This window comes from Paenibacillus sp. GYB006, from assembly GCF_036577645.1.
GTDB lineage: Bacteria > Bacillota > Bacilli > Paenibacillales > Paenibacillaceae > Paenibacillus.
Genome location: NZ_JARBDA010000002.1, coordinates 172,073 through 197,407, shown reverse-complemented (window position 1 = coordinate 197,407; position 25,335 = coordinate 172,073). Strand labels below are relative to the sequence as shown.

The window sequence follows — 25,335 nt, the reverse complement described above, 5'->3', positions numbered from 1 at the left end:
TAGTAACGCCCTTACAAAACACATGAGTAATAATTCCGATAAACTAGGTGTGTTTTTATTGATTAGTCATTATTATAGAAACGAATTGCAGTTCTGTAAATAGAGAACCAGTTAATTTTATGTATTTTTTTCAAATTTTTATCTTTTTCTGAGAAATAAAACCATCAAACCCCTTATCATACAAGGAATTTGATGGTTTTCTAATTTTTTAACTTTCTATGTAATTTAGTAAACTTTGTTCCACCTGACGCAGCGCATGCGATCTGATGCTATATTCGATCAGATTCTCTCCATCAAAATGAGCATATAGGAGTCCACTGCTGCGCAGTTTTGAAATATGATCATGTGTAATTCCCTTCGAGAGCTCTAAATGCCTGACAATTTCTATAAAGGATCTCGGTCCTTGGTGCAGATACTTAAGTATTTTCAAACGATTTTTCTCCCCCAGACTACGAATCACTCGCAAATCATGCGGAGGAATAACGGCATCATCCCCAAGGTAAACAGGCGCTGCATAGTGGCAAACAATCGTATTTCCATAATGCCAAAATATATGCAGCGGCTGAAAATGGTACTGCGGAATGAGCACAATTCGGACTAGACTCTCCGTTCTGCCAAACACGAGCCCTCGAGTCGTTTCATCGACTAATGAATCTACCGATTTATATTCTTTTTCAGCAAGTCGAACTGCATATTCTGCTTGAAGGGCTTTACACACCTCAGGACTAAGCTGTTTGAAATATTGTTCATTCCATTCGTAAAATAGTTCCTTATACCTCTCTTTAAATTTCTTCATTTCAAAATCGGGAACTTTAAAATTCCAATCTTTGCAAAGAGTAACGAAATGGTCAAGCAGATCTTTGTCTGATGTATTTTCTAAAAAGGTTATGTAATCTTCAGCAGTATATATGTCTTCTTGTTCTAACAACAGATAGGCGTACTTCCATTCTTCATCCATTTGCCATTCGCGCAATAAAGAACTGTACTCTGTAGTCAGCATACTTTGAGTCTCTTTGACCCACCTCGGTGTGAGTTCAATCTTTTTATGTGATTTGCGACAAATAAAAGTATGAAGACTGTTCATAAATTCATATACGGGTTTAAACCGAAAGGTAATATCATAACTCATAGCTTCACACTCCTTCGTACCCTATATTATAACGTTCGAAGGAAGGATGGAATAGTAAGCGATTTATAAGATTTCTTTATATAAGGCAGCGAGTTACGTACCCGTTTGCTCATTTGTATCCTGCTTAGGGAACAAAAGTATTCGGGAAATTCGCAGATGTTCGATCTCTTCTATAACATACTTAAAGCCCGCTTTGATAATATATTCCCCTTTTTGAGGAGAGGAAGATCTTAATTCAGAAAACAGCCAGCCCCCAATCGTATCATATTGATTGTCGTCCAGACACAGTTCAAAATGCTCGTTTACATCTTCAATTAACATTAATCCATCAATAGAATAGAAGCCATCACCCAAATATTCCACAAGCGGCCGTTCATTATCGAACTCATCCTGAATTTCACCAACAATTTCTTCAACGATATCTTCTAAGGTTACGAGTCCAGATGTTCCGCCATATTCGTCAATCACAATGGAAATTTGCGTCTTCGATTCCTTCATTTGTTTCAGTAAAAAGTCAATCGAAGTGGATTCCGGGATACTCAAAACAGGTCTGATTGCCCTTATATAATCCTCCATTCCCGACATAAATAAATCTTTGATATGAACGAATCCAATAATATGATCCTTATCTCCCTGGCATACTGGATAGCGAGTACGCATCTCTATACTTGCCAGCTTCAGATTTTCATGGACACTCCATTCTGTGTTGAGGCATATCATTTCTGTACGTGGAATCATGATTTCCCTTGCTGTCCTTGAAGAGAATTCCAGAAGATTTTGGTTAAGTAAAACACTTTCCTTATGATCTAGTGTAGAAATACTTACAGGAGAAGAGGACCCTTTTTCACTTCTTTTTAACCACAGTTTGGAAATTATACTGCCGCAAACCATATATTCAATAACAAAAAGAACCACAAAAATAGCAGTAACGATGCGCGATATACTTCCTACAGCCATCATTCCAGCTGCAATTAGCGGTAAAATCATTCCTGCTCTGCATAAATAGATATAGATTCGCACATGTGCTCGCAGATGCAGTCCGGCCTTATCAAAGGCAGATGGAAACTTATTATTTATGAGTCTGGGCGGTTCCGAGTCTGGAGCAAGAAGAACTAACTGATTCTGAAAAAAACCAAACATGGCACTGATCAGTGAAAGACCTGTCATCATCATGAATAGCTCTATAGCCGGTAAAGGATCAGCCAAATGATTGTCCTATCCACCGTGAAAATTCAGTGAATAGGTTCACCTCCTTTTATCCCTCTATGTCTGTGATCTTGATAATATATATGAGGCAGAGCCCAAAATAAGTGCTATAAAAAACCGCCGGGTACACAAAAAAAGATAAATTGTGTACCCGGCGGCTTACTAATGCATTATGTGTTTTATTAGGGATTATGAGAAAACGTCCATAATCCTAAGTTTTACCGCCGAGCAGTAGGCGGTGCATATGGATATTCATAATTCAGCGGTTCATCAAACGTAGCGTAATCAAAGTTCACCATTAAAATTATCGTACGTTGGCCTGTGTTTGGGTCACTTATGATAATATGATCACGTCCAGCTGCTTCCAGAATTCCTTTGAAGATCTTAGCATTCCACTCTCTGTTTCCTTCATAAGTAGCGTAGAAAGTCCCAATCTTTCCTAGATTTAACCTAAGAATATTCTCGATAAAAGATTGTTCGGTAAAAGGGAGAGTCTGCTGAATAACTGCCCCCCCTGGAGTCATCACGCTTCCACTGCTCACTTCTGGAGGAACAACGGTTGTATTTGGCATCATAGGCATCATTGGCATCGAAGGCATTCCCATATTTCTTGGATCGTATCCAGGTCCCCCATTTCCAATCTTATATGTGACCGGTTGGTAAGGCTGGTTAAACATAATTAAAAACCTCCCTGATTTTAGATGGATACTTTTTTCAAAAAACTAATAAACAGCAGGACAATCCTCTCCTGAAGGACTAAAGAAACAATGTGCTCGGTATCTCCCTGTATTTGCTTGATTGTACCAAGTCGGCGGACAATCCCCAGATGGTCTAAAGAACCAAAGTGCGTTACTTGCCGGCCATATCTTTTCCCCGTTGATTACCCGCTGAGCGAGTCTGATCTCTGATTCCCTTGCTGCCTGGTAGAAATATCCCTTTTGGGTTGCTTCAAATCCTCCCGGATTCTGGAATACCATCTCACTCACAGAGCGGATATTCCGGAAATCCAGACATCCTCCGAGCACTCGATTGACCCCTACATTCCCTACAAGGAGCATCCCTGTATCACCGTCTTCTTCCGCTTCCGCACGCATAAGTCTCGCCAGTAATTTCACATCTTCGGAATTCGCTTTAATCACTGCCAATGGAAGTCTTCCTCCTTCCCGTATTATCTGTTCTCATGGCTATACTTTATATCTTATTGTGCATTCGCCCAGATCGTGACAATTTATTTCAATTATTTTTTTGAATAAAAAAAGAATCTTGGGTTTTCTTTTCACAAGAGCCCAACATTCTTCTTATTTCTTACTCATTTTTTATTCCGATGATTACGAAAATAGCGAGACACATAATAACCTACAACGAGAAAAACAAGCAAGACAACGACACTAGTTATCACAAGAATAGGATCGTACGTGTCTTCACCTGAAGATAGAGGACCAAAACTCGTTCTAGGCTCAACCTCTGCATGTAACATATGCTTGCCTTCAAAAAAGTTAATCAGATACATAGACTCCTCCGAGATTATATCTTTTTTTCCAGTTTAACAAATCTCTAATTGGAAATATATAACGGATAGAGAAATGAACATATGAAAAAAGAGCAAACTAAAAGTTTCTTTAGTCCGCTCTTCTCATCTCTATATGAGATTATTAAATAATTCTTTATGGCTTCGCATTAATCCAATAATCGTAAGAATGAATTAAATACCCCTGATAAGCATTATATTCCGCAAGCAGACCTGGCAACTTCGCTAGTTCTGATTCCATATAAGCTTCGCCTTCTTCATAAAAAGTAATATGATTTCCCTCATGACTTTCTTTCATTTCCACCGAAATCAGCAGCGGCTTGCCTAATTGATCAGCAATTTCCATTTCTTGAGCTACAACGGTCGCAATTCCGTTAGATCCTTCTGCTGTATCTCGGAAAGCCATAAGTGAGATATGATCCAATGTACGAATCATCCATTCCGTTACACTCATATCTTTTCCTGGTAATTCATGACGATCAAGCCATACAGCTAAATCAGCACTTGTTTTGAGATCGGAATCTTTTTTGGTCTCACGAGCGAAATACTCTATATTAGATGCCCACTCTTTAAGCACACGTTCTCGATTATTATCCCATTCTGAGTTAGTATAAGGCTCAATATCTAAATGAATGCCGTGGAATTTTTCATCCTCTGCTGCACGTAGGTTATATTGTTTCACATAATTAATGAGCCTCGTTAGACGTGATCTGTTTTCTTCAAGTCCCCAACTTGGATGACCGCCCATCGCATGAACTTCAATTCCCATCGCTGCAGCTTGACCCACAAAATTGCGATACAGTGAATACGGCTGGTCAAGATCAAGTCTTACATATAAAAAATTTACCTTTTTCTCTTGTAAGAACTCGAGCACTTGGTCACTTTCATTAATAATCTGTTCTGCTTTCCATATATAAGTTCCACGAATAGAGTCAGTCGGCAGTTCTGGTTCTGGGTCCGGTGTCGGCTCTGGTTCTGGTGTCGGCTCTGGATTTACTGTATCTTGTGTCATCTGACTCCAATATACATAATCATGAATGGCAACCCCTGCAAAACTGGAATAACCTGCATAGGATGCTGTCACTTCCTGAAGAGCTTGTTCCATCTTCTCTTTCGACTTTCCAGCAAATGTGGTGAATTCTTCTCCCGGCATTGGTTTCGCATTAACTCCAACAATGATTTTTGCAGAGTAATTGCTTGACCACTCCATCTCTTCTTGAATAACTTGGACAATCCCGCCCACCCCACTTGCTTTATCACGATAAGCCATTAAAGCAATTTGATCAAACCTGCCCATAAACCACTGAATCAGCGGTTCTTGTGAGTCTGGGTTATAATAGTGATCATACCAGAAGGGAAGATCTATAGCTGAATCCAGGCTAGGTTCTTGCTCAATGACAGACAGGAACTTTTCAATATTCGCAAGATAAGTCCGAGTGACCTCATCGCTATCGATCTCCCACTCCCCTAGAACATAGGGCTCTATGTCCAGATGAATTCCACTAAATTTTTCATTTTCTTCTGATTCTCTATTAAAGTCAACAACCCAGTTAGCAAAACGCAATAACGGAACTTCTCCGCCTTCCGCCGCCCACTTTGGGTGACCTCCCAGCGCATCCACTTTTATTCCATTCTCATGTGCACGAAGGATAAAACGTTGGTATACTGCGGCAGGTTGCTCCATATCAATTCGTAAATAAATATGATTAATCCGATGATTGTCTGCGTAATCTAGTATATCTTGGCCGCCGTCCTGAATCGATTCAGCTTGCCAAAGCCACATTGCCCGAGTAGTTTCTTTTGAAGAATCAAAAGCTGTCAACCATGTTACACTAGCAAGAAGTACAACCCACAAGAGCATGCGGGAAAGTTTCCCGTACATATCTTACCTCCACTTCTTTTCTCTTTTTTTAAGCCAACGCTATTATAACAGTGGAATAGAGCAAAAAAAATGAGCCCTCGTGCTCATGTTGGGCTCATCCAGAAATATTATACAATTTTGATAGGAGTCCTAGGCTAGGGCTGATATATCATTTTTCGTGACATTCCACCATCAACAACTAGATTCTCTGCTGTAATAAAATCGTTCTCAGGGTCGGTCAAGTATAAGCAGGCACGCGCGATATCCGATGGTTTCCCCACTCTTCCGCTTGGATGCTGCGAATGGTCCTCTGGGCGCAATTGTTCATATTCACCAGTCTCAATCCATCCCGGACTGATACTATTGACCCGGATGTGTTCAGATGACAAGGATAAAGCCATCGCATGGCTAAGCGAAATAATAGCTCCTTTAGAAGCAGCATAAGCTTCTGAATTTGGCTCTGACATGGTAGCCCGGGTAGAAGAAATATTGACTACAGAGCCGCCATTTTTGTTGTTTTTCATGTATTTGGCTGCGATCCTTGTCCCAAGAAAACAGCTGCGGACATTTGTGTTCATCACATCATCCCATTCATCTACAGTGAGTTCATAAGGTGATTTCCAAATCCCGTATCCTGCATTATTAATTAGAACATCAATCTGTCCATATTCAGTTACCGCAGCTTCCATGAGTGTTAGAATTGCTTCTTCTGACCTAACGTCACAGTGGACAAACATCGCTTCGTATCCATCTTGACGCAGCGATGCAGCCGCCGCTGCTCCCTTCTCCTCATGGCGATCCGCAAGAACGACCTTTGCTCCTTGCATGGCATAAGCACCTGCCACTTCTTTACCGATCCCGCTGCCGGCTCCCGTTACGATGACTACCCTATTTTCAAATCTCATTTTCTCATCACCCTTCCCTTCTGAATTCCTTTCCTACTCATTACCCTAGTTCTACCAAGTTACTCTATTCATTTCGAATAAACATCAAAAAAAGCCGCCCTTGTCAGGGACGACCTATACATTATTATGGCAAGAGAAATGAATAGAAAACAACTTCACTCATGCATCAGCTCCGTATCTTTCCCTAAGACCCGTGAACCGGCTCGGCATATACTCTAGCAAGACGTTCAAAGCCTATGTAACGCGTTCCTTGAAAAGTGAGTCTTCCCTCATCTCCTTCAGAGCATAGACCATACTCTTTACCGGCGACTTTAAACTCCAATCGATCGCCACTCTCTACTTCAAACGTGACATAATACATGGTTCTCGTATGGTTGCCTTCGCTCTGATTTGTCTGCTGCTGTACAGAAATACGTCTACCCGTAATCCGAGAATGCACCGTGAGGACAGGCTGTTTTTTGTTTTTCCCCCACTGAAGAGCTTCTTTTCCAATAGAAAGAGCAATAATACCGAGAATCACGACAAACACTACAGGGAATACCGTTCCGAAAAAATCAAACATCCAGAAAGATTCAAATCCCACGCCGTCTCCTCCCGTCCAAGTTCTGGCTTCTGACAAACCGTCATTCTGTTCAAGTATATGCCACTATGGAAAGGAACTTGTCATCTCTTTAGCAGAATAATACAAATTTTCTTTGTTATAACACTTCCCAGTTCAGCCCGCCATCCGTCGTTTGCATCAATATTGATTTCTTCTCCGTTGCATTTTCAAGTAAGATCCAGCCGACTTTTGTCGTAACGAACTGCATTTTCACAACCTCAGGGTACTTATCCAATAAATCAGACAGATTCTTGCTGCCTGCAAGTTTAGACCAAGTTTTCCCTTGATCAGTTGTCTGGTATATTGTTTTTCCTTGTAACATCCACCCTATATGATCAGAGACAAAAGTAGGATACAGCCGTTTATCTGTCCCGCTTTCTGCCGGCAGCTCAAATTGGACATGATTCCATGTATCGCCGCTATCATCTGTGAATAATCCGCTGTACTTAACTTGGTCTCCTTCAGAACATCCTAGCGGTATGTAAAGTTTATGATGATTAACGCTTAATGACTCCATTTCTCCCATTGTAAACGAAGAGCATTTCGTATGAAGTGATGAAGTACGATTAAAAAATGACTTGTCCATGCTCCAAGTCTCACCGTCATCGCTAGTTACGTACATTTTTGGTGTTCCCAGCTCTAGTACAGGTACAAAACCTTTCCCGTTGTCTGTAAACATCATGCCCATCGCATAACCTTGTAGTGGAATCGCTTCATCTGTAGCCTGAATTGGATTATTCGTTGATGTTTGGGTCCAGTTAACTCCGCCATCGGTCGTAATATATAATGTTTTTTGTTCTTTTACTGTCCCCACACTCTCACTCGTCATGAGATAACCGTGTGTACTGGAATTGAAATGAAGGGCTGTTACGGTTTGTGATTCTTCAAGTGAAGCGATCTTCCAGCTCTCTCCGCTGTCATCCGTACGCAGAACGACATTATTGGTTCCATCTGTTCCTGAACGAACGATCCATCCATGTTCTCCATCTAAAAAGAAAATATCTTTTCCGTAAACAGGGTTAGATGAAAACTTCACATTGGCTGAAGGAGAAATATTAACCCAGGTTGCTCCGTTATCTCGCGTATAATACAGTCTTAATTCATTACGAGTAACGCCCCAAGCAAGACCTCCATAACCATGGATGAGTTGAAAATCAGTCAATCTTGTTTGAATTTGATATTTATTACTATCCGGTACTTCATAATATTCTGGTTCTACTAATGTAAGGGTTTGCCCTGTCTCTACAGGTTCTTCTTTTATGATCGGCTGCACTTGTTCGGACTCTTTCGAACTGCAGGCTGCAAGCAGCAATACCAGCATACATGCTAATGACCATACGATTGCTCTACGCATGTTATCACCTTTCTACCATAGCGTTTTCTCTAAGTTAGTCATTATAGCATAATTTGTTTTGAATGAGAGTCAAATCTGTTACTTGTCTGAATCCATTTCACAACTGAAATGGTTTCGTCTGTGATAAATAAAAAAACTTCCGGCAATAGCCGAAAGCTTCTTAAAATCAGTATGTTTATCTAGAAAAAATGGTTTATTTAGGATTGTTTTTACCAAGTTCACTATGCGAGTATCCGTAGAATAAATAAATAAGAAGTCCTACGATCATCCAAAGGATGAATCCCATCCAGGTCCAAATGTCTAATTGGAACATGAGCAGGAAACAACAACCAGCACTTAACAAAGGAAGAAATGGTACCCACGGAACCGTAAAGCCTCGCTTAAGGTCCGGTCTTGCTTTACGCAATCCAATTACACCTAAAGATACGATAGCAAAAGCGAATAATGCGCCCATATTTGTCAGACTTGCCAGTTTATCAAGTGGAAGGAATCCGCATAACAAGGCAATAACAAGTCCAACCATCCAAGTACTTCGAACAGGAGTCTGTCTCTTTTCATCTACTTTGGATAAAAATCTAGGAAGCAGTCCATCACGAGAAATGGCGAATAATAGTCTTGTTTGACTGAATAACAGTACAAGTAAAACGGTTGTTATTCCAGCAATCGCCCCAAGCGATATGAGTCCTGCTGCAAAATCTTGCTCAACGAACCGAAGTGCAAAGGCTACCGGATCAGCTACACTAAGCTCTGTATAAGGTACCATGCCTGTCAGGACTACAACAACAATTACATAGAGTAACGTACACACTAATAGTGAAGCAATAATACCGATCGGCAGATCTCGCTGTGGGTTCTTAACTTCTTCCGCCGCGGTTGCTACAGCATCGAAACCAATATAGGCAAAAAACACTAGCGCAGCACCGCTCAGAATCCCTGAATATCCGAATGGAATAAACGGTGTCCAGTTATCCGGTTTCACGTAAAAAGCTCCAACGATGACAAATATGAGAATGACAGCTATTTTAACAAACACCATAAACGCATTAAATCTAGCCGTTTCTTTCGCGCCTCTTGTTAATAGCAAACAAATTAGCAAGATAATAATAACGGCCGGTAAATCCACAATTTGTCCTGAGGCTGCATTAAATGCTCCAGACAATGCAGCAGGCAAATGGATATTAAAACCAGCTAATAGTCCTTGCACATAGGCAGACCACCCACTCGCAACAGAAGCGGCAGCTAAGCCGTACTCGAGTACAAGAGCCCAACCCATTAACCAGCCAAACACTTCACCAAAAGCGGCGTAACTGTATGCATAGGCACTGCCGGATATCGTTACCGTTGAAGCTAGTTCAGAATAACAAAGTGCTGCAAGAATACATACCAGGGCAGCAACAACAAATGAAATAACGAGTGCTGGACCGGCATTATCTGCGGCAGCAGTTCCCGTAACGACAAAGACACCCGTTCCGATAATCGCCCCTATTCCAAGGACGGTCAGATCAAAAGGGCCCAGCGATTTCTTTAGATTGTTATCCGTTTTTTGATTGGGGTCAAAATGTTTCTTACGTAATAAATCCATAAAGTCACTCCTAGATGTAAGTTGCCCTACTATTCGCAAGTTTCATAGCAATGCTGTTTTATTATCTAAATATGGAATGACCCTGTCAATGAATATTTAAAGGATTAAGCAAATCATTACACTTCTCTTACTCAATCTTCCATTTCCACTAGTATTACGCTATTTCCAGCATAAAAAAGACGCTGTATAGGTCCGTAAAAGGTACATATCAATCACAAAATTATCAATTCCTGTGTATAATGAAATTCAGGATGATGTCATCTGATGATGCGACCGATTTTGATGAGCGCTTAACTTATATGAATAGAAGATATTAGTAAGTATAAGTGTCTATAAAAAAAGTACTTGCTGTGATAGCGCTTCCTGTATTATGATAACAGCTACAGAGTTACAACAACTCATTTACTTACTAAAATATATCAGCTAATTGAATAATGGATCTTCGGGGTAGGGTGAAATTCCCAACCGGCGGTGACGCTTTTTAGCGAAGCCCGCGACTCAATTTTCTTATTATAGAAGATTGACTGATTTGGTGAAATTCCAAAGCCGACGGTACAGTCCGGATGAGAGAAGATCAAATATCGCAACGTGCCGTGTTATTTCGCATGTTTGTTTGATCAACCCCTATTGTTTTTGGCATGCAAAATGCTGAGATGATAGGGGTTTTGTTAACTGAAGATACCATTTTCAAATTCGATGGAGGAGTTTGATGATGGAAAACACTACCCACGCAAAAAGAAATTCAAGTTCGACTGGTTTTTGGCTGGTTGCCCTTGGGGCAGCTTTATGGGGAATAAGTCCCCTGTTTCGTATCAACTTGTTAGAACATCTGACTTCGATGCAAGTTGTTCTCGTAGAACATTTACTCGTATGTCTTGTCGCAGGTCCGATCCTTTGGAAGAATCGTCATGAATTGAAACACTTGAAGCTAAAGCACTACCTTGCCATGTTATTTATTTCATGGGGTGGATCTGCACTTGCGTCTGTTATCTTCACGATGGCACTGACAAACGGTGACTTAAATGCAGTAATCTTGCTGCAAAAAATGCAGCCTATCTTTGCTATTCTTTTAGCAAAATTGATCCTTAAAGAAACATTGCCACAAAAGTTTGGCGCTCTGTTTACCATAGCGATCATCGGTACGTATCTACTTACCTTTGGATTTCACTTACCTTTTGGTGAGGGAACCCAATGGCTCAAAATTGGCAGCATCTTGTCACTTTTAGCAGCTGCTCTATGGGGTGGATCCACAGTAATGGGCCGTCTGCTCCTTGGACAGATCCAGTATAGTACCGTTACTTCCATCCGGTATGTATTCGCCATTCCTTTGCTTGTTGGAATGACATGGATCGAAGGTGGAGTAACCAATCTTCCTCAAGCGGGTCCTGCACTTACCAGTATTATTATAAATTTACTCGCGCAAGCTTTACTGCCAGGACTACTTAGTCTGCTTCTGTACTATAAAGGTTTATCTTCAACGAAAGCATCTATGGCTACACTCGCTGAACTCAGTTTTCCGATGACAGGTATTATTGTAAACTGGCTTGCTTTTGGTGAAATGATTACACTAGCTCAGCTCGTAGGCTTTATCTTTATATGGTCCGTTCTGTTTATCCTAACGCGTCAGCAACAGACGAATCAGAACCAACTTTCTATAAACTAATAAAGGTCCGATCCTGCCATGTCTTCTGGACATGGCTTTTTTTCATGTGCGAGATAACGACAAAGCTCTTGCGTATGGTAAAATCATAATCAGAAAGGGATGATTGACATGAAAAACCAGTACACTTCCTATGATGCCGTAGGACTTGCTCAGCTCATCAGAGACCGGGAAACTTCACCTGCCGAGTTAATTCAAGCTGCAATAGAAAAAGTAGAAAACCAAAATACAAAAGTAAATGCCGTAGTACATACACGATATGAACAAGCTTTGAAAGAAGCTGAACAGGTGAGCATAATGGAGCAGCCTTTTGCAGGCGTTCCTATTTTGTTAAAAGATATTTCCCAAGCCATTGCCGGTGAACCGCTCACCTCTGGTTCTAAGCTGTTTAAACAGCACAAACCTTTATATGATTCTCATTTCGTTGCCAAGTTAAGAAAAGCCGGCTTTATTCCGATCGGGCATACCAATACACCGGAATTTGGCCTCAAAAATATTACCGAACCAAAGCTGCATGGACCCGCTCGGAATCCATGGAACACCATGCACTCCCCTGGCGGTTCCAGCGGAGGTTCCGCAGCGGCCGTGGCGTCTGGAATGGTTCCGATCGCTGGGGCTAGTGATGGCGGAGGATCCATTCGTATCCCTGCATCATTCAGCGGACTCTTTGGACTTAAACCGACCCGAGGACGTACACCGGTTGGCCCTGGTGTGGGTAGACAATGGCAAGGAGCCTCCATTGATTTTGCATTATCCAAGACGGTCAGAGACAGTGCTGCTCTTCTCGATGTACTCCAAGTCATTCAGAATGAAGCCGCTTTTCAAGTTCCGCTTTATCCAGGACGTTATCTCGAAGATATGTATGAGCCGCTTAAACGTAAATACCGAATTGCATATACTACCACTTCACCTGTTGGTACATCAGTGAGTGAAGATGCTATAGAAGCGGTACACAAACTGGTTCGCTTTTTAGAATCTGAAGGACATGTTATTGAAGAAAAACTGAGCCCTGTGAATGGGGTCCGTCTGATGGAGAACTATTACATGATGAACAGCGGTGAAATGGCGGCTATGGTTCTTGGCATGGAACGCGGACTTGGCAGATCCATTACTGCAGAAGATATCGAAATCGAAGGATGGGTTCTGCTTGAAGCAGGCCGTAAGTTATCTGCTGCCGAATTTGTCCACAGTTTAGCGGAATGGGATGTCGCTGCTGCTCAGATGGGTACGATTTATGATCGTTATGATTTTTACATTACACCAACCAATGCCTATCCAGCACCGCTTGTGGGAGAACTTACGCCTGGACCAGAAAAGATCGAGCACTTGCTTTCCGTGAGCGATTTACCAAAGGCTAAACAACAGGAACTTATCTATGAAATGTTCCTTCCAAGCTTGACCTATACCCCGTTTACACAGTTAGCTAATCTTACAGGCAATCCAGCGATGAGTCTTCCTATTCATCTAACAGAGTCAGGACTTCCCATCGGCGTACAAGTGATGGCCGCAAAGGGGCATGAGAATGAGTTATTCACCTTAGCTTCCTTACTCGAAAGTTCATCGCTTTGGGTAGATCTCATGGACAATCCCATGTTAAAAAATGAATAGGACGTGACAAATGGATATCTGGTCAGTGCATCTCCGTCCAATATTAGATTCGGGTAAAGACTGGATGCGAATCATACCCTTAATGAACTCTCAGCTGCAAGCTAAGATTCAGAAGTTTCGTCAGCCTGAAGATCAGCTGCGCACCCTTTGCGGTGAACTTCTTCTGCAAAGATATGCTTTAGAGCGGTGGAGAATCCCCCCCTCTGGGCTTGTTAAGAAATATAATGCTTATGGTAAACCAGAACTTGCAGGGTATCCTTCATGTCACTATAATATCTCTCATTCTGAAGATTGGGTCGTAGCCGCTTTTGATTATAAGCCGGTTGGGATCGATATTGAGACGGCCGCTAATCCCACAGAGATCTCTATTGCCGAGCGCTTCTTTTCACCTACTGAAGTCAGCCTGCTTCGGAAACAAAACGGGGAACAACAACAGCAATCTCTTTTTTACGATCTGTGGACGCTAAAGGAAAGTTATATTAAAGCAGAAGGTGCGGGGCTCTCGATTCCGCTTGACTCTTTTTCGTTTGAATTTCAGGAGCATAATCGGGAGCATAATAAAATAAAGTTCTATCGTTCGGGTAAACCGGATACCAGCTGGTATTTTAAACAATATAGGATTGCCCCCGGGTATGCTCTTGCCGTATGTGGGCGTGAGCCAGACTTTCCCGAACAAGTTGAAGCCGTTCGTTGGGATAAACTGATTTCAATAATTTGAAAAGGTAACTACATCGATATATAAAAAAGATAGGCGTAGTGCAGAGGGATGTCCCTTGCACTACGCCTATTTAAATTACACATACGTTTACGTTTACGTTTATGTATGCGTTGATATTGGTGTACTATACCAGTCTCTTTACTTCGCCTCACAGCTATGTTTAACGATATCTATTACTGATCATTTAAAATCAATTGGAAATTATTAATAAATCCATCCTCAGATCTAGTGCCTATTTCCTAAGCTTGCTTGTTATTAAGTTATTCATTTAAGGAATTCATTTGTGCCAGTTCCTTAGCATTTAGTTTTTTTACAACTTTATTTTTCTTCGTGTCAAAAGAATATCTAAATAACTTATAGAGATCAGATGGATACTCACTACTTGCATAATCAATGAATGAACCTTTTTTGTCCCAAAGTATAAATGCAGTAGAAATCGTTCTTGTTTCTCTTGGTACATAAGTAAATGTATTATAAAACACATTATAGACTGCGATTCTACTTAATGAGGGATCTCCATACGAGAAGGCAAGCTTTTGACCATTAGGAGACCACTTGTAAGCAGTCACGGTTTCAACTGGTTTCGAACTTTTCACCATACTATTAATCAGTTCGTAAGAACCATCTTTGAGATTAATGACATATAATTTGTTGTAGCCGAGACTCCCTGCTTGTAGCGCAAGAAATTTTTGGGTTGGGGATATGGAAATTGAATTAATCGAATCAAACTCATCTGTAAAATTTATAGTATAGTTTTGAGTCCCGTTTATAATCTCTACAGAATCTATCAGGGTGTCAGATGGAGGATTAGCCGACTTCTTCTTAGTAGCTATTACACTTACGTTATCCTGCTCAAATACAATCTTGTTTTTTGTTTCTTTTTTACTAGGCTTTTCTTTCGTTATGAAATATGAAGAGTTATCATTTGTTACCATTTGTGCTTTAGCTTCATTGCTAAAGTGTTGATTGAATTGAAAAACAGGAGAAACTAATGTGAAAGCTAACATTATTTTGAATATTCTTTTCAAGATTAAACCTCCCAATAAACTCACCTTTACACATTAGTATAATACAAGTAAAAATATTTTCAAAATAATGGAATTATTTCTAATTTGGACAATTAAGTTAAACCACCTGCGTTAATAAATGCACTTATGATTGCACAGCATCCAAACAAGATGAACCAAAATGCCCACTTGTTCTTCTTTCCCTTTTGCTTACTGATCAGTAGACCTACGATTCCCGTAATCAATATAATTACCGCTAAACTTGTTCCTACAATAAAGCCCGCCATCTTCCTTATCCCCCTTCAATGTTTCCTTAATAAAAACTCTCCCCCTCTAACCTCAGCGCTATAGCTCCTCCTTGCTTGTAAATAGGTAAATAATTTCCCCTCCGAAATTAAAGGAAAATCACTTTTGAAATTGCCTGAAACCTTTTTGAACTTAAAAACAAAGCCGTCATTTTCAGGAATAGAGATGATAACCCTTGCTCCCGTTCCTACACAGCGGATTCTTTCGGGTACAATCCGGGATCGAATTGTCATCCCTCTTCCCTTGTTAGACGAATCGATCTCTGAGAATTCACCTGTAAGTTCCAATTTAGATGAAGTTGAATTGATATGCAGCTTATCAACGATTAACTTCTCTCCAATAACACTAGAACCTACAATGCCTAGATCCAATTCTTGTATATTCCCTGATAACTCCGCTCTCCCAGATGTGATTCGGCACTTACAATTCATAGCACTCACTTCTTTAAAATACACCCGGCCACCAACTGTTGTGAGGTTCACCGAGTTCCATACCTTCTCAGGAAGATATACTTCCAGTATCGTACGACGAAATTGAAACCCAATCCTTATCGCTTCTTTTCTACCATCAACAATCCGCAGTTCATCAGACCTGATGTCAGTATAAAAAAGTCTGCTTTCAGGAAATTTGTTACTAGCTTTTTGAACAATCCGAATATCGTTTAACTCTGTGGGTAAAATTCGAATATCATCTGAGAGCCAATCTATCATCAAATGGCTAACTGAATAATGGATCGTTTGTTCTTTTCGTATCTCAAATTCACTCATTAAAGACACACGATCACTCCTATAATAAAACGTTTTTGTTTTATCAATCGATCTCCATGCTGTTCACCTTGTTCATCAATTCCCAAAGTATAAAGGTACTCACTGCAACGACGAGGGTTAACAGGGAAAACAGGATAGCATCATTTCCAAAACTTCCTATCATGGCATTTGCATATACTGCAGATAGAATGAAAGAGGTAACCATTGTTGTGGGTATAGACTTTTTTACAAAACCAATTCTCATGGCGATGATGCAAATACCATTTACGCTGATAGACAGTACAAGGATCATTTTAATTATGGACATCAATAGTTCAATTGAAAGTGTGTCACTTACGATAGGTATAAATGACTCCGTTAGACTAAAAATCAGAACTGCTGGAATATTACAGATGATCATGGCAACCGTAGTAAATAAGACCACTATTCCCACTTTAGCCAGAAGTACTTTTTTCCGATTGACTGGATATGAGAACAAAAGCACTAATCTTGTACCGCTATATTCCTCAATTACAAATCGTGAATACATTACAGAAGACAAAACGGAAAACACAATCATACTGACGATGGTAGTGAATAAAAAAATATTGGGGTAAGTCTGAAAATCCGGTTCATTCTCCACCTGCGCAACATAGGCAACAAAATACATAAAACCAATAAGTACAATTCCAAAAATGATACTAGCCGTAACATAAGAGCCAAGATGATTTCTTTTCATCTCCAATTTCATCATCCTAAGCAAACTGGTTACCTCCGCTCACGATATCAAAAAAGTAGTCTTCCAGGCCATTTTCAAACTGAGTCTTGATGTCCGCTAGAGGCATTTCCCTCTCTACTCTTCCTTCTGTAATAATCCCTACGATATCTGCAATATGTTCGATCTCTGAAATGATATGACTGGATAAAAGAATGGTCATACCATGGTCGTGCACTAGAGTAAGAAACAGGTTTCTCATCTCTCGAACAGCGACAGGATCAAGCCCATTAATAGGTTCGTCAAGAATGAGAAGTTTAGGATGATGAATGAATGATCTTGCAATTGCAAGTCGCTGGCGCATCCCTAAAGAAAATTTAGATACAGGCTTAGAACCGGTCCCCACGAGACCTACCATTTGCAACGCCTTGGATATGTCTGCCTCTTCCACATTCATATAAGCAAGATGCAAGCTTAAGTTCTCCTCAGCAGAGAGATGTTCAAAAAAAACGGGAACTTCAATTAGGCTGCCAACTTGCGTTAAGATTTTATTTCTCTCTTCCGTTACGTCCATGCCTAACACTTCTACTTTTCCAGCCGTTGGGGTAAGTAATCCAAGTAAAATCTTCATTACCGTTGTTTTTCCAGCACCATTTGGTCCTAAAAATCCATAGATAACTCCTTCAGGAACAGACATTCTGCAGGATTGAATCACTTCCTTATCTAAAAAAAACTTCGATAAACCCTCTGTTTTTACTGCAAAGTTACTACTCATCCGAACTGTACCCTGCAATATCCGAATGACGTTCCGTAATTTTATGAAGCAATTGATCACTGACAATATCTGCGCCCAGAACCCTCATCATGTGTTGTAAAAAATGTAGTCGATCCACTGTTTCCTCATGCCCCCGTCCAAACAATAGCGGATTTATCCAGATATTCACGAGTAACATAAAGACCTCAGCACACTCTATTGGAAAATCCGTGGTGATGGATCCATCCTCTTTTCCCTCCATCATGATCCTTGCAATAATCGGGGCATCTTTTTTCACACCTTCCTGAATACCTGTCACTACAAATTGCGGATTCTTAATCTGTGTACTTAGTACTCCGTCCATGGAATGGGCGTCTGGATCAGCTACAATATGTTCTAAAATCTCAACTAATTTCTCGCGCGCATTTGAGGCTTGTGTATTTTGAATTAGATCATCCAGCATCTTTGCAGCATAACTGAATTGTTTGTTCATTACCGCATCAAGGATGTCTTCTTTCGATTTGAAATGATGATAAATAGCCCCTTTGGACATTCCAAGTTCATCAATAATATCTTGTATGCTTGTTTTCTCGAATCCTTTTTCCGTAAACAGTTTGGATGAGACTGCAAGGATTTGCTCCAATGTCTGTTCTGGATATTTATTTCTAGCCATATTAGCCTCCCTCTTTTTAATACCGACCGTTGGTATCTATAATAAAATACGAACCATATAATGTCAATAAAAGTAAAAATAAACATAAAAAAAGAACTGTATCTCTACAGCTCTTTTACTTTCTTTTAATAAACTCAGGAGTCGAATATAACTAGGTTATATATTCTAATTTGGTTATCCTTTTCGCCCTTGTACTTAACTGTGATGAATCCTACAAATAAATAAACTTTTTTACATTTGATGTGTTTGTATTACAGCAAGTGATTTTTGAAATCTATATATTATTAAAATAAAACGAAGGAGCTATCAAAATGATTAGAAAATTATGCTTAGCATTACTGCTCTTAAGCTTCACGAATGTCACATTTTCAGAACCGAGTTCAGCAGCTACCAAGATCATAAAAACAAAAATCGAAGTTTCAAAGACATTCTTGGATCACAATATCGCTAGGCCTCAAAGTGATGGAAGCTTTCATAATGGTTTGTTACTATCCGAACAATCAGATGGAACTCTAATATACAACAATACTAAAGGAAATAAAGCTTTCCATCTCCCAGATAATGTAAAACCGATGAGTGATTTTTACGAACAACGAGCTTTGGTACAAAATAAAGAAACAAAACTCTATGGCTATATTAATACAAAGGGGAAATTAGCGATTCCTTGTCAGTTTACCGAAGCTGGCTATTTTTCTGAGGGCGTATCTCATGTAACCTTAGCAAATACGAATCAACAAGAACTTATAGACAGAACAGGAAAAATCATTTCTCATTTCCCAAAAAAATATGATTCCGATTTTTATTTTAGCAATGGTCTTGCTATGGTAACTGATCCGAAAAGTAATAAAAATGGATTCATTAATACACTCGGTGAATTGACAATTCCAATTGATTACACTTATGCTCGAGGGTTTTCCGAAGGTTTCTCCCTTGTTCAAAATAATAAAGGACAGTACGGGTATATTGATACTTCTGGCAAAGTTATTATTCCTTTTCAATATAAATCAGGTGGTAGTTTCTCTGAAGGATTAGCATCCGTGCAGAACAACAAAGGTAAATGGGGATTTATTAATAAGAAGGGTAAGGTCATCATCCCTTTTCGATATGACAATGCAAGTGATTTTAGCGAGGGACTAGCGGTCGTATACAACTCAAGTGGTAAAGTCGGGTTTATCAATAAAAAAGGGAAGTTGGTCATTGGTTACCAAGAATACAACAACGCATCTAATTTCAAAGAAGGAATCGCTTTAGTGGGAATCGGAACAAACTCAGATGGTAAGTTCGGTTATATTGATCGTTATGGCAACTTATTAACTAAACTTGAGTATAGAGCAGAATCTTCTTCCTTTAATGGAGGGTACGCTATAGCTGTTACATCCCCAAGTAAGTCGGTTATTCTTAAAAAACGGATAATTACTAAATGAACTAGAGAGTACTCTGGATACCAGCAAGAATATGATCAGAAAGATGAAAAATACATCACAAGTATCTCATGGTAACGTGTCTTCAAAAGGAACAGATTCAAAGAGCACCTTAAGAGGTTATTCTTTCCCGTTTAAGGTGCTCTTGTTACTAATGAAATCCAAAATCCGCGATGCTGAAGGCTGCGCATATTTTCAGATTTTCTTTTCATTTCCAAGAAAATGAGGTTCTATTTTTTTCTCTAATAAACCATCCTCTGTTCGCGATACTTGATAGGCAAATGCATTCCGTCTAGAGCTTACTACTTTATACAGATCCGTTCCTATGTAATGAAGCGCTGTCCCATTATCCGCAGCTACGCCCTGTTTCAGTTCTCCTGCCTCCACTAACTTGCGATAAGCCGGTTTATAAGTATACTCTCCGCTATCCATGTCATCATAATGCGGGCTATGACTTCCTGGAAGTAACCCAAGACAACGAATAGAAGAGTAACCTCCCTGATTGGAGTCTGTAATTCCTTCTTCATACCAACAGAGAGATCCAGCACTAAGACCTGCAAGGACAATACCTTGTTTCCAAGCGGTTGTGAGAATCTGATCAAGCCCCCACTCTTTCCATAAAGTAAGTAAATTATTAGTACTCCCTCCCCCTACATAGATAATATCCTTGTCCAGAACAAAATCCTCTAGATTCCGGCATGGCGGAGAGGATAAGGATAAAAGGGATGGGATACAGCAATGTTGATCAAAAGCCTCATAGAATCTCTTCACATACCCCGCTGCATCTCCGCTGGCCGTAGGTAGAAAACATATTTTTGGCTTATCAGAAACAGATTGGTCTAAAATATATTTATCTAGCAGTGGATTATCTGGTTCCATGGAGAAACCTCCACCGCCCATTGCAATGATTTGAGATGTCATCTATGTAGCCTCCTTTACGGTATGATTAACCTTGTGCTTGTCCTGATGTTCGAGCCTGACATGAGCTAATAGTAAAAAAGGAATGCCGCATACTGTCATAAGTACTATAGGGATAAATATGTATAACGGCTGTTCCGCTGTAAAATGAGTAAGTAACGCTCCGCCAATCAGCGGTGCTAGTACATTTCCTAAATTATTGAACCCCATCATTCCGAAATATGTGCCCTTGAGCTCCGGTTTTGCAATGCGATCGACCAATAAGTCCATCAAAGTGAACATCAACACTTCACCAATGGTAAATATAACGACACCAGCTAACATTGCCCACCAAGAATCCCACATTCCGAACAATATAAAACTTCCTGCAACGAAAACATTACCTACCATAAGTGACACAGCAGGAGGCAGTTTACGGAACGTTCGAACGAGAGGATATTGAACGATTAGAACGACTACGGCATTCAATGACAGCATGTAAGTAAACAACTTCGCTCCGTCTTCAAATTGTGGGCTGAGTTCGAGGTACTGTGCTAATGTGGAACTGAAATGCCCAAATCCAAGTACACAGAACATAGAACCGATAAGTACATAGATGAAAGTTCGATCCCTGCTTGTAACGGTAAACGCCTCTCTTAAAGATACCTTGGATCCACCGTCCTCGGATGGTAACTTCACTTGCTCAGATTGTAATGCAAATTGAATGATAAGTACGATTCCATACAAAATATAAACTGCGCCAGCAATGAGAAAAGGAACTCCCGATTCAGCTGAACCCATCTGTAATCCAATCAGCGGTCCAATGACAACACCGAGATTAATCGCAGCATACCGCAGATTAAATACGAGGAGTTTATTTTCCGGTTTTGTAATATCAGATAACATGGCTCTTGATGTAGGTTCAAAAACAGCACGGCATAAACCGTTTAACGCATTCATTACAAAAAACATCCAAATTTGATTCGCTGCTGCAAATCCGATAAACACAATTGCCCAGCTGAAAATAGAAAAAATAAGTACTTTTCTTCGTCCAATTCGGTCAGATATGTAGCCTCCATAGAAACTCGCAAACACGCCGATCAGTGAACTTACCGCGACCACCATACCGGTTTCAACTGGTGAAGCCCCCATTGTCTTAATTAAATAAATCGATAAAAAAGGAATACTCATCGACGTAGCCATTCTACCAAAAATCGTGCCGATGATGATTGTCCAAGCAAGCGGGTGAATCTCTTTCAAATGTTTATTCATGCTGCCTCCTGTGTCTTTGAAACGTACGGTTACTCGCTATATGCAATACCTGAAAATAATACATATCATTCCAGATATTTAAACAGGTGTCAATAAATATTACCGTTTTGAACCAAAAAAAGAGATTTCCTTTAACAGCCTATCTGTCAAAGAAAATCTCCTTATTTTATACTCATCTTTAGGTTACAAAGTGTTGACTTGGGTTGCCCGATTCTGGATGAAATTTCTCCCGAAACTGCCCATTGGTATAACCGCCAATCACTTTACGCCAGAAGGCTTGGGCTACCATATTCGTTCTAACCTGTGAAACCTTCCATTCCCCTTGAAAGCGGCTGAATAGTTCATTTGCTGCCCAAGTTCCTACTCCGCTGCGGCGATATTTTTGCATGACAAAAAACTCAGTCATATAAAAGTCGCCATCCTTTTTACCAGAAAGCTTGTCCACAAGTGCAAAACCTGCGGGAGAAGAGCCATTTTTAATGAGAAAAGGATACTTGTCCGTCTGACTCCAGTAATCATCAAGATTCGGATAGTCAGGAAAAACACCATAACGATCAACATCAATATCAAGATACTTCGTAAAATCATATAGATAGAATTGCATAAGATGACGAATGACTTGTTTTTGTTCGCGTGGTACCATAATGAGGCTTAGTTCCATATCATATCACCTCTATTTTCTTCATATAAAATAACTATAAAGCTTTGACTCAGACCGAGCAAGTCATAACCCTAGCGAATGTGGTAAAATAAGGACACTTGTTCTTACTCCTAAAGAAGACAATAGAAATATAAGGGGCGTACGAAATATGAATATTCAAAAGGAAACCGATCGTCGTAAACTGGATGAACGTGTAGTCACCATGCCCTGGTATGTTCAGCAATTCATTGATTACAAACTACCAGACCTATCTCCTTCCACGCTGCTGGAGTATGTCCGAGATTATGATACGTTCTTCACTTGGCTCCGGGCTGAAGGTCTGTCTGAAGCCGAATCAAATGCCGGAGTCACATTAAAAGAACTTGAGATGCTGCGCATGGACAGTATAACGGGATATCGTATTTATCTGACGACCAAAAGAGAAGGGGCAAACTCCCGCATCACCGTGTCCCGTAAATTATCTTCGCTCCGGTCTTTGTTCCACTATCTGAGCCAAATTGCTGAAGATGAAGAATTTTACCCCCTTCTAAAACGAAATATTATGGCTAAAGTCGAAATCAAACGAGTTCACAAACCAAAAGATACGGCAGCAAAGTTGAAAGGCAAAATACTAGAGGAAGATGAACTTCTCGAGTTCATAGGATATATTTTAGAAGGGTATGCGAAAGATATGGAGAAAAATAAGCAAGCTCTATATTCCCATGAGATGAACAAAGAGCGTGATGCTTGTATTGCCAGTTTAATTCTAAACTCAGGACTTCGCGTCTCAGAGATTGTTAATCTGAACATCGACGATCTTGATTTGAATAATAAAGTCCTCTACGTATACCGAAAAGGGAATAACGATGAAACATTCAAGAATCCCGTCTATTATAGGGAACAGGCTAAAGATGATCTTCTTAACTATATGGAACTTCGCACATTACGGTATCGCACTCCCAAAAAAGAAAAAGCACTTTTTGTCACCGTCCCCAATGGTCAAAAAGAAGGGAAACGAATGACAAAACGTGCGATCCAAGCGATGATTATCAAGTATGCAAAAGGCTTTGGCAAGCCATATTTAACAGTCCATAAATTACGGCATTCTTTTGCCACCGATTATTATCTGCAAAATGATATTTACAAAACAAAGGAACAACTCGGACATGCTTCTACGGAAACAACGGAGGTTTACGCGCATCTCACCGATAAAACGATGTCTGAAGCGATTGAGCGAAGAGTTGATTAAACTTTTCTACCCTCACTTGATACATCTTCATATATCGTATTTTAGGCTGCCCTTCGGGCAGCTTTTATTATTCACATTACACATTCGGTATTATATTACAGGGATATCATCACAGATTCTATTCGATCATCATCTGCCGAGCTTTAAGATTTCCACTGCCTCTCCTGCTTGTAAACCTTTCTTGTCAGGAGGAATGATAATTAGGCAATCACTGTCTTTAATTGTTACCATGACACTTGATTCATCTACTCTGGCCGGGAAAGCAAACACTTGTCCATTCTTCACTTCCAATTTTCCCCGAACAAAACGCGTAAAGTTATTTACTTTGCTATAATCTGAACCTAAAAACGCAGTCCACCGCTGGAGATAAGGGTGTTCTGCGGCTTGCATCAATTGCAGTGCTGGACGAACAAAAAGTTCAAATCCAACAAAACAAGCTCCCGGATTACCCGATAAAGCAAAAAGCAGTTTATTCTGAATATATGCTGCCGTCGTTACACTTCCTGGCCGCATCGTTACTTTGTTAAATAACATTTCTACTTCATTCTGGCGAACAAGATCCCCCATAATATCATAATCTCCCACGGATACACCACCCGTAGTGATGACCACATCATAGGTTGATAAAGCTTCCTGCAGTTTTTGCTGAGCCAGCTTCAAATCATCCACAATAGCTCCGAGTAGATGAGGCTCGCCCCCCGCTTCCCTCACCTGAGATTGTAGCATGTAACTGTTGCTGTTACGTATTTTCCCTAGCTCTAGTTCTTCTTCAATGCCAAGCAATTCGGTTCCTGTTGCAAAAATCCCCACTTGAGGTTTTCTAAAAACAGGCACTTGATGAATACCAAACGTGGCCAGAACCGAGATCTCTCCTGCAGTCAGCAGAGTTCCTTTTTTAACCAGTAAATCCCCTTCTGACACTTCAAGACCAACGGGCGTAATGTTTGCTCCCTGCGTTGTTGGACGTTTAAATACTACATATGGTTTTCCTTCTACCTCGCACGATTCTGTCGCTTCCAGCATAACAACGGCATCCGCTCCGAGTGGAACCTCAGCACCTGTCATAATACGGGCAGCGGTTCCTTCCACAATCTCCTTCTGTGAGGAATAACCGCAGGGAATTTCGTCAATGATCGTAAGTTGAACTGTTTGATCACTGCTTGCTGTGCTAATGTCTGCACTTCGGACAGCATATCCATCCATTCCCGATCTTCTAAAGAACGGATAAGGATGTGGTGCGATTATATCTTGAGCAATAATGCGGCCATGCACATCCTCGATCCTTACCTGTTCTGTATCTATTAACTTTACTTTATTTGCGATAAGCTGCTGCGCAGCATCAACTTGAATGGCTTTTCGGTTGAATTTTGGATCTGACTTATAGTTACTCATATATGTTCTCCTTGCTTATCTGTCTTTTGAATAAAGTGTATCTCCATCTCTTCTTCGTTGCAAGGGAGGATGTGTACGAAAAGTAATGCTCCTATTTGATTAATCAAGCTA

At 40.3% G+C, this 25,335-nt stretch carries 25 protein-coding genes and 1 riboswitch; of the genes, 5 read left to right on the top strand and 20 right to left on the bottom strand.

Annotated elements, in window-relative coordinates:
* Positions 1-208 precede the first annotated feature (208 nt).
* The 10 genes from PV403_RS06375 to PV403_RS06330 all read right to left on the bottom strand — a co-directional run bounded on the left by PV403_RS06375 (position 209) and on the right by PV403_RS06330 (position 10,166).
* A complete protein-coding gene (locus PV403_RS06375) occupies positions 209-1,129 on the bottom strand; it encodes an ArsR/SmtB family transcription factor (protein ID WP_332083909.1) in 921 nt (306 codons plus the stop codon).
* 93 nt (positions 1,130-1,222) lie between these two features.
* Complete coding sequence (locus PV403_RS06370) at positions 1,223-2,335, bottom strand: hemolysin family protein (protein ID WP_332083908.1); 1,113 nt, start codon at positions 2,333-2,335, stop codon at positions 1,223-1,225.
* Between the two features lie 218 nt (positions 2,336-2,553).
* A complete protein-coding gene (gene gerQ, locus PV403_RS06365) occupies positions 2,554-3,015 on the bottom strand; it encodes a spore coat protein GerQ (RefSeq protein ID WP_332084280.1) in 462 nt (153 codons plus the stop codon).
* A 42-nt stretch (positions 3,016-3,057) separates the two neighbouring features.
* On the bottom strand, positions 3,058-3,480 hold the full coding sequence (locus tag PV403_RS06360; protein WP_332083907.1) for a cell wall hydrolase: 423 nt from the start codon (positions 3,478-3,480) through the stop codon (positions 3,058-3,060).
* A 164-nt stretch (positions 3,481-3,644) separates the two neighbouring features.
* Complete coding sequence (locus PV403_RS06355) at positions 3,645-3,845, bottom strand: hypothetical protein (protein WP_213531230.1); 201 nt, start codon at positions 3,843-3,845, stop codon at positions 3,645-3,647.
* Between the two features lie 154 nt (positions 3,846-3,999).
* Entirely contained in the window at positions 4,000-5,745 is a 1,746-nt protein-coding gene (locus PV403_RS06350) for a hypothetical protein (RefSeq protein WP_332083906.1), read from the bottom strand.
* A gap of 134 nt (positions 5,746-5,879) precedes the next feature.
* Positions 5,880-6,629, bottom strand: a complete 750-nt coding sequence (locus tag PV403_RS06345; RefSeq protein ID WP_213531226.1) for an SDR family NAD(P)-dependent oxidoreductase — start codon at positions 6,627-6,629, stop codon at positions 5,880-5,882.
* A 184-nt stretch (positions 6,630-6,813) separates the two neighbouring features.
* Complete coding sequence (locus PV403_RS06340; RefSeq protein ID WP_332083905.1) at positions 6,814-7,212, bottom strand: DUF2500 domain-containing protein; 399 nt, start codon at positions 7,210-7,212, stop codon at positions 6,814-6,816.
* 115 nt (positions 7,213-7,327) lie between these two features.
* Positions 7,328-8,584 (bottom strand): VPS10 domain-containing protein, encoded by a 1,257-nt coding sequence (locus tag PV403_RS06335; RefSeq protein ID WP_332083903.1) that lies wholly within the window; start codon positions 8,582-8,584, stop codon positions 7,328-7,330.
* Positions 8,585-8,777: 193 nt separating this feature from the next.
* On the bottom strand, positions 8,778-10,166 hold the full coding sequence (locus PV403_RS06330) for an amino acid permease (protein WP_332083902.1): 1,389 nt from the start codon (positions 10,164-10,166) through the stop codon (positions 8,778-8,780).
* Between the two features lie 434 nt (positions 10,167-10,600).
* Positions 10,601-10,745, top strand: a riboswitch (FMN riboswitch).
* 133 nt (positions 10,746-10,878) lie between these two features.
* Here PV403_RS06330 and PV403_RS06325 point away from each other — a divergent pair.
* From PV403_RS06325 to PV403_RS06315, 3 genes are all read left to right on the top strand, one after another.
* The gene (locus tag PV403_RS06325) at positions 10,879-11,829 is read left to right on the top strand and encodes a DMT family transporter (RefSeq protein ID WP_332084279.1); all 951 of its coding nucleotides are present in this window, start codon (positions 10,879-10,881) and stop codon (positions 11,827-11,829) included.
* 108 nt (positions 11,830-11,937) lie between these two features.
* Positions 11,938-13,434, top strand: coding sequence for an amidase (locus PV403_RS06320; protein WP_332083901.1), 1,497 nt, complete (start codon positions 11,938-11,940; stop codon positions 13,432-13,434).
* 10 nt (positions 13,435-13,444) lie between these two features.
* The gene (locus PV403_RS06315) at positions 13,445-14,152 is read left to right on the top strand and encodes a 4'-phosphopantetheinyl transferase family protein (RefSeq protein WP_332083900.1); all 708 of its coding nucleotides are present in this window, start codon (positions 13,445-13,447) and stop codon (positions 14,150-14,152) included.
* A 260-nt stretch (positions 14,153-14,412) separates the two neighbouring features.
* Here PV403_RS06315 and PV403_RS06310 read toward each other — a convergent pair whose 3' ends face one another.
* The 6 genes from PV403_RS06310 to PV403_RS06285 all read right to left on the bottom strand — a co-directional run bounded on the left by PV403_RS06310 (position 14,413) and on the right by PV403_RS06285 (position 18,353).
* Positions 14,413-15,180 carry a hypothetical protein gene (locus PV403_RS06310; RefSeq protein ID WP_332083899.1) on the bottom strand — a complete coding sequence of 256 codons (768 nt, stop codon included), beginning with the start codon at positions 15,178-15,180 and terminating at the stop codon, positions 14,413-14,415.
* A 92-nt stretch (positions 15,181-15,272) separates the two neighbouring features.
* On the bottom strand, positions 15,273-15,446 hold the full coding sequence (locus tag PV403_RS06305; protein ID WP_332083898.1) for a hypothetical protein: 174 nt from the start codon (positions 15,444-15,446) through the stop codon (positions 15,273-15,275).
* A 15-nt stretch (positions 15,447-15,461) separates the two neighbouring features.
* Positions 15,462-16,232 carry a DUF4097 family beta strand repeat-containing protein gene (locus PV403_RS06300; RefSeq protein ID WP_332084278.1) on the bottom strand — a complete coding sequence of 257 codons (771 nt, stop codon included), beginning with the start codon at positions 16,230-16,232 and terminating at the stop codon, positions 15,462-15,464.
* Between the two features lie 43 nt (positions 16,233-16,275).
* Positions 16,276-16,950, bottom strand: coding sequence for an ABC transporter permease (locus PV403_RS06295; protein ID WP_332083897.1), 675 nt, complete (start codon positions 16,948-16,950; stop codon positions 16,276-16,278).
* 16 nt (positions 16,951-16,966) lie between these two features.
* Positions 16,967-17,701 (bottom strand): ABC transporter ATP-binding protein, encoded by a 735-nt coding sequence (locus PV403_RS06290; protein ID WP_332083896.1) that lies wholly within the window; start codon positions 17,699-17,701, stop codon positions 16,967-16,969.
* Positions 17,694-18,353, bottom strand: a complete 660-nt coding sequence (locus tag PV403_RS06285) for a TetR/AcrR family transcriptional regulator (RefSeq protein WP_332083895.1) — start codon at positions 18,351-18,353, stop codon at positions 17,694-17,696. Before PV403_RS06285 ends, PV403_RS06290 begins: the two co-directional genes overlap by 8 nt.
* 311 nt (positions 18,354-18,664) lie before the next feature.
* Between PV403_RS06285 and PV403_RS06280 the strand changes: the two genes are divergently transcribed.
* Complete coding sequence (locus tag PV403_RS06280) at positions 18,665-19,777, top strand: WG repeat-containing protein (protein WP_332083894.1); 1,113 nt, start codon at positions 18,665-18,667, stop codon at positions 19,775-19,777.
* A gap of 192 nt (positions 19,778-19,969) precedes the next feature.
* Here the strand turns inward: PV403_RS06280 and PV403_RS06275 are convergent, their stop codons facing one another.
* From PV403_RS06275 to PV403_RS06265, 3 genes are all read right to left on the bottom strand, one after another.
* The gene (locus PV403_RS06275) at positions 19,970-20,695 is read right to left on the bottom strand and encodes a peptidase E (protein WP_332083893.1); all 726 of its coding nucleotides are present in this window, start codon (positions 20,693-20,695) and stop codon (positions 19,970-19,972) included.
* Positions 20,696-21,943: an MDR family MFS transporter gene (locus PV403_RS06270; protein WP_332083892.1), complete on the bottom strand. Its 1,248-nt coding sequence runs from the start codon at positions 21,941-21,943 to the stop codon at positions 20,696-20,698.
* Positions 21,944-22,121: 178 nt separating this feature from the next.
* On the bottom strand, positions 22,122-22,604 hold the full coding sequence (locus PV403_RS06265) for a GNAT family N-acetyltransferase (protein ID WP_332083891.1): 483 nt from the start codon (positions 22,602-22,604) through the stop codon (positions 22,122-22,124).
* A gap of 148 nt (positions 22,605-22,752) precedes the next feature.
* Between PV403_RS06265 and xerS the strand changes: the two genes are divergently transcribed.
* Positions 22,753-23,832: a tyrosine recombinase XerS gene (xerS, locus tag PV403_RS06260; protein ID WP_213531181.1), complete on the top strand. Its 1,080-nt coding sequence runs from the start codon at positions 22,753-22,755 to the stop codon at positions 23,830-23,832.
* Between the two features lie 129 nt (positions 23,833-23,961).
* Here the strand turns inward: xerS and PV403_RS06255 are convergent, their stop codons facing one another.
* On the bottom strand, positions 23,962-25,224 hold the full coding sequence (locus PV403_RS06255) for a molybdopterin molybdotransferase MoeA (RefSeq protein ID WP_332083890.1): 1,263 nt from the start codon (positions 25,222-25,224) through the stop codon (positions 23,962-23,964).
* Positions 25,225-25,335: the final 111 nt, after the last annotated feature.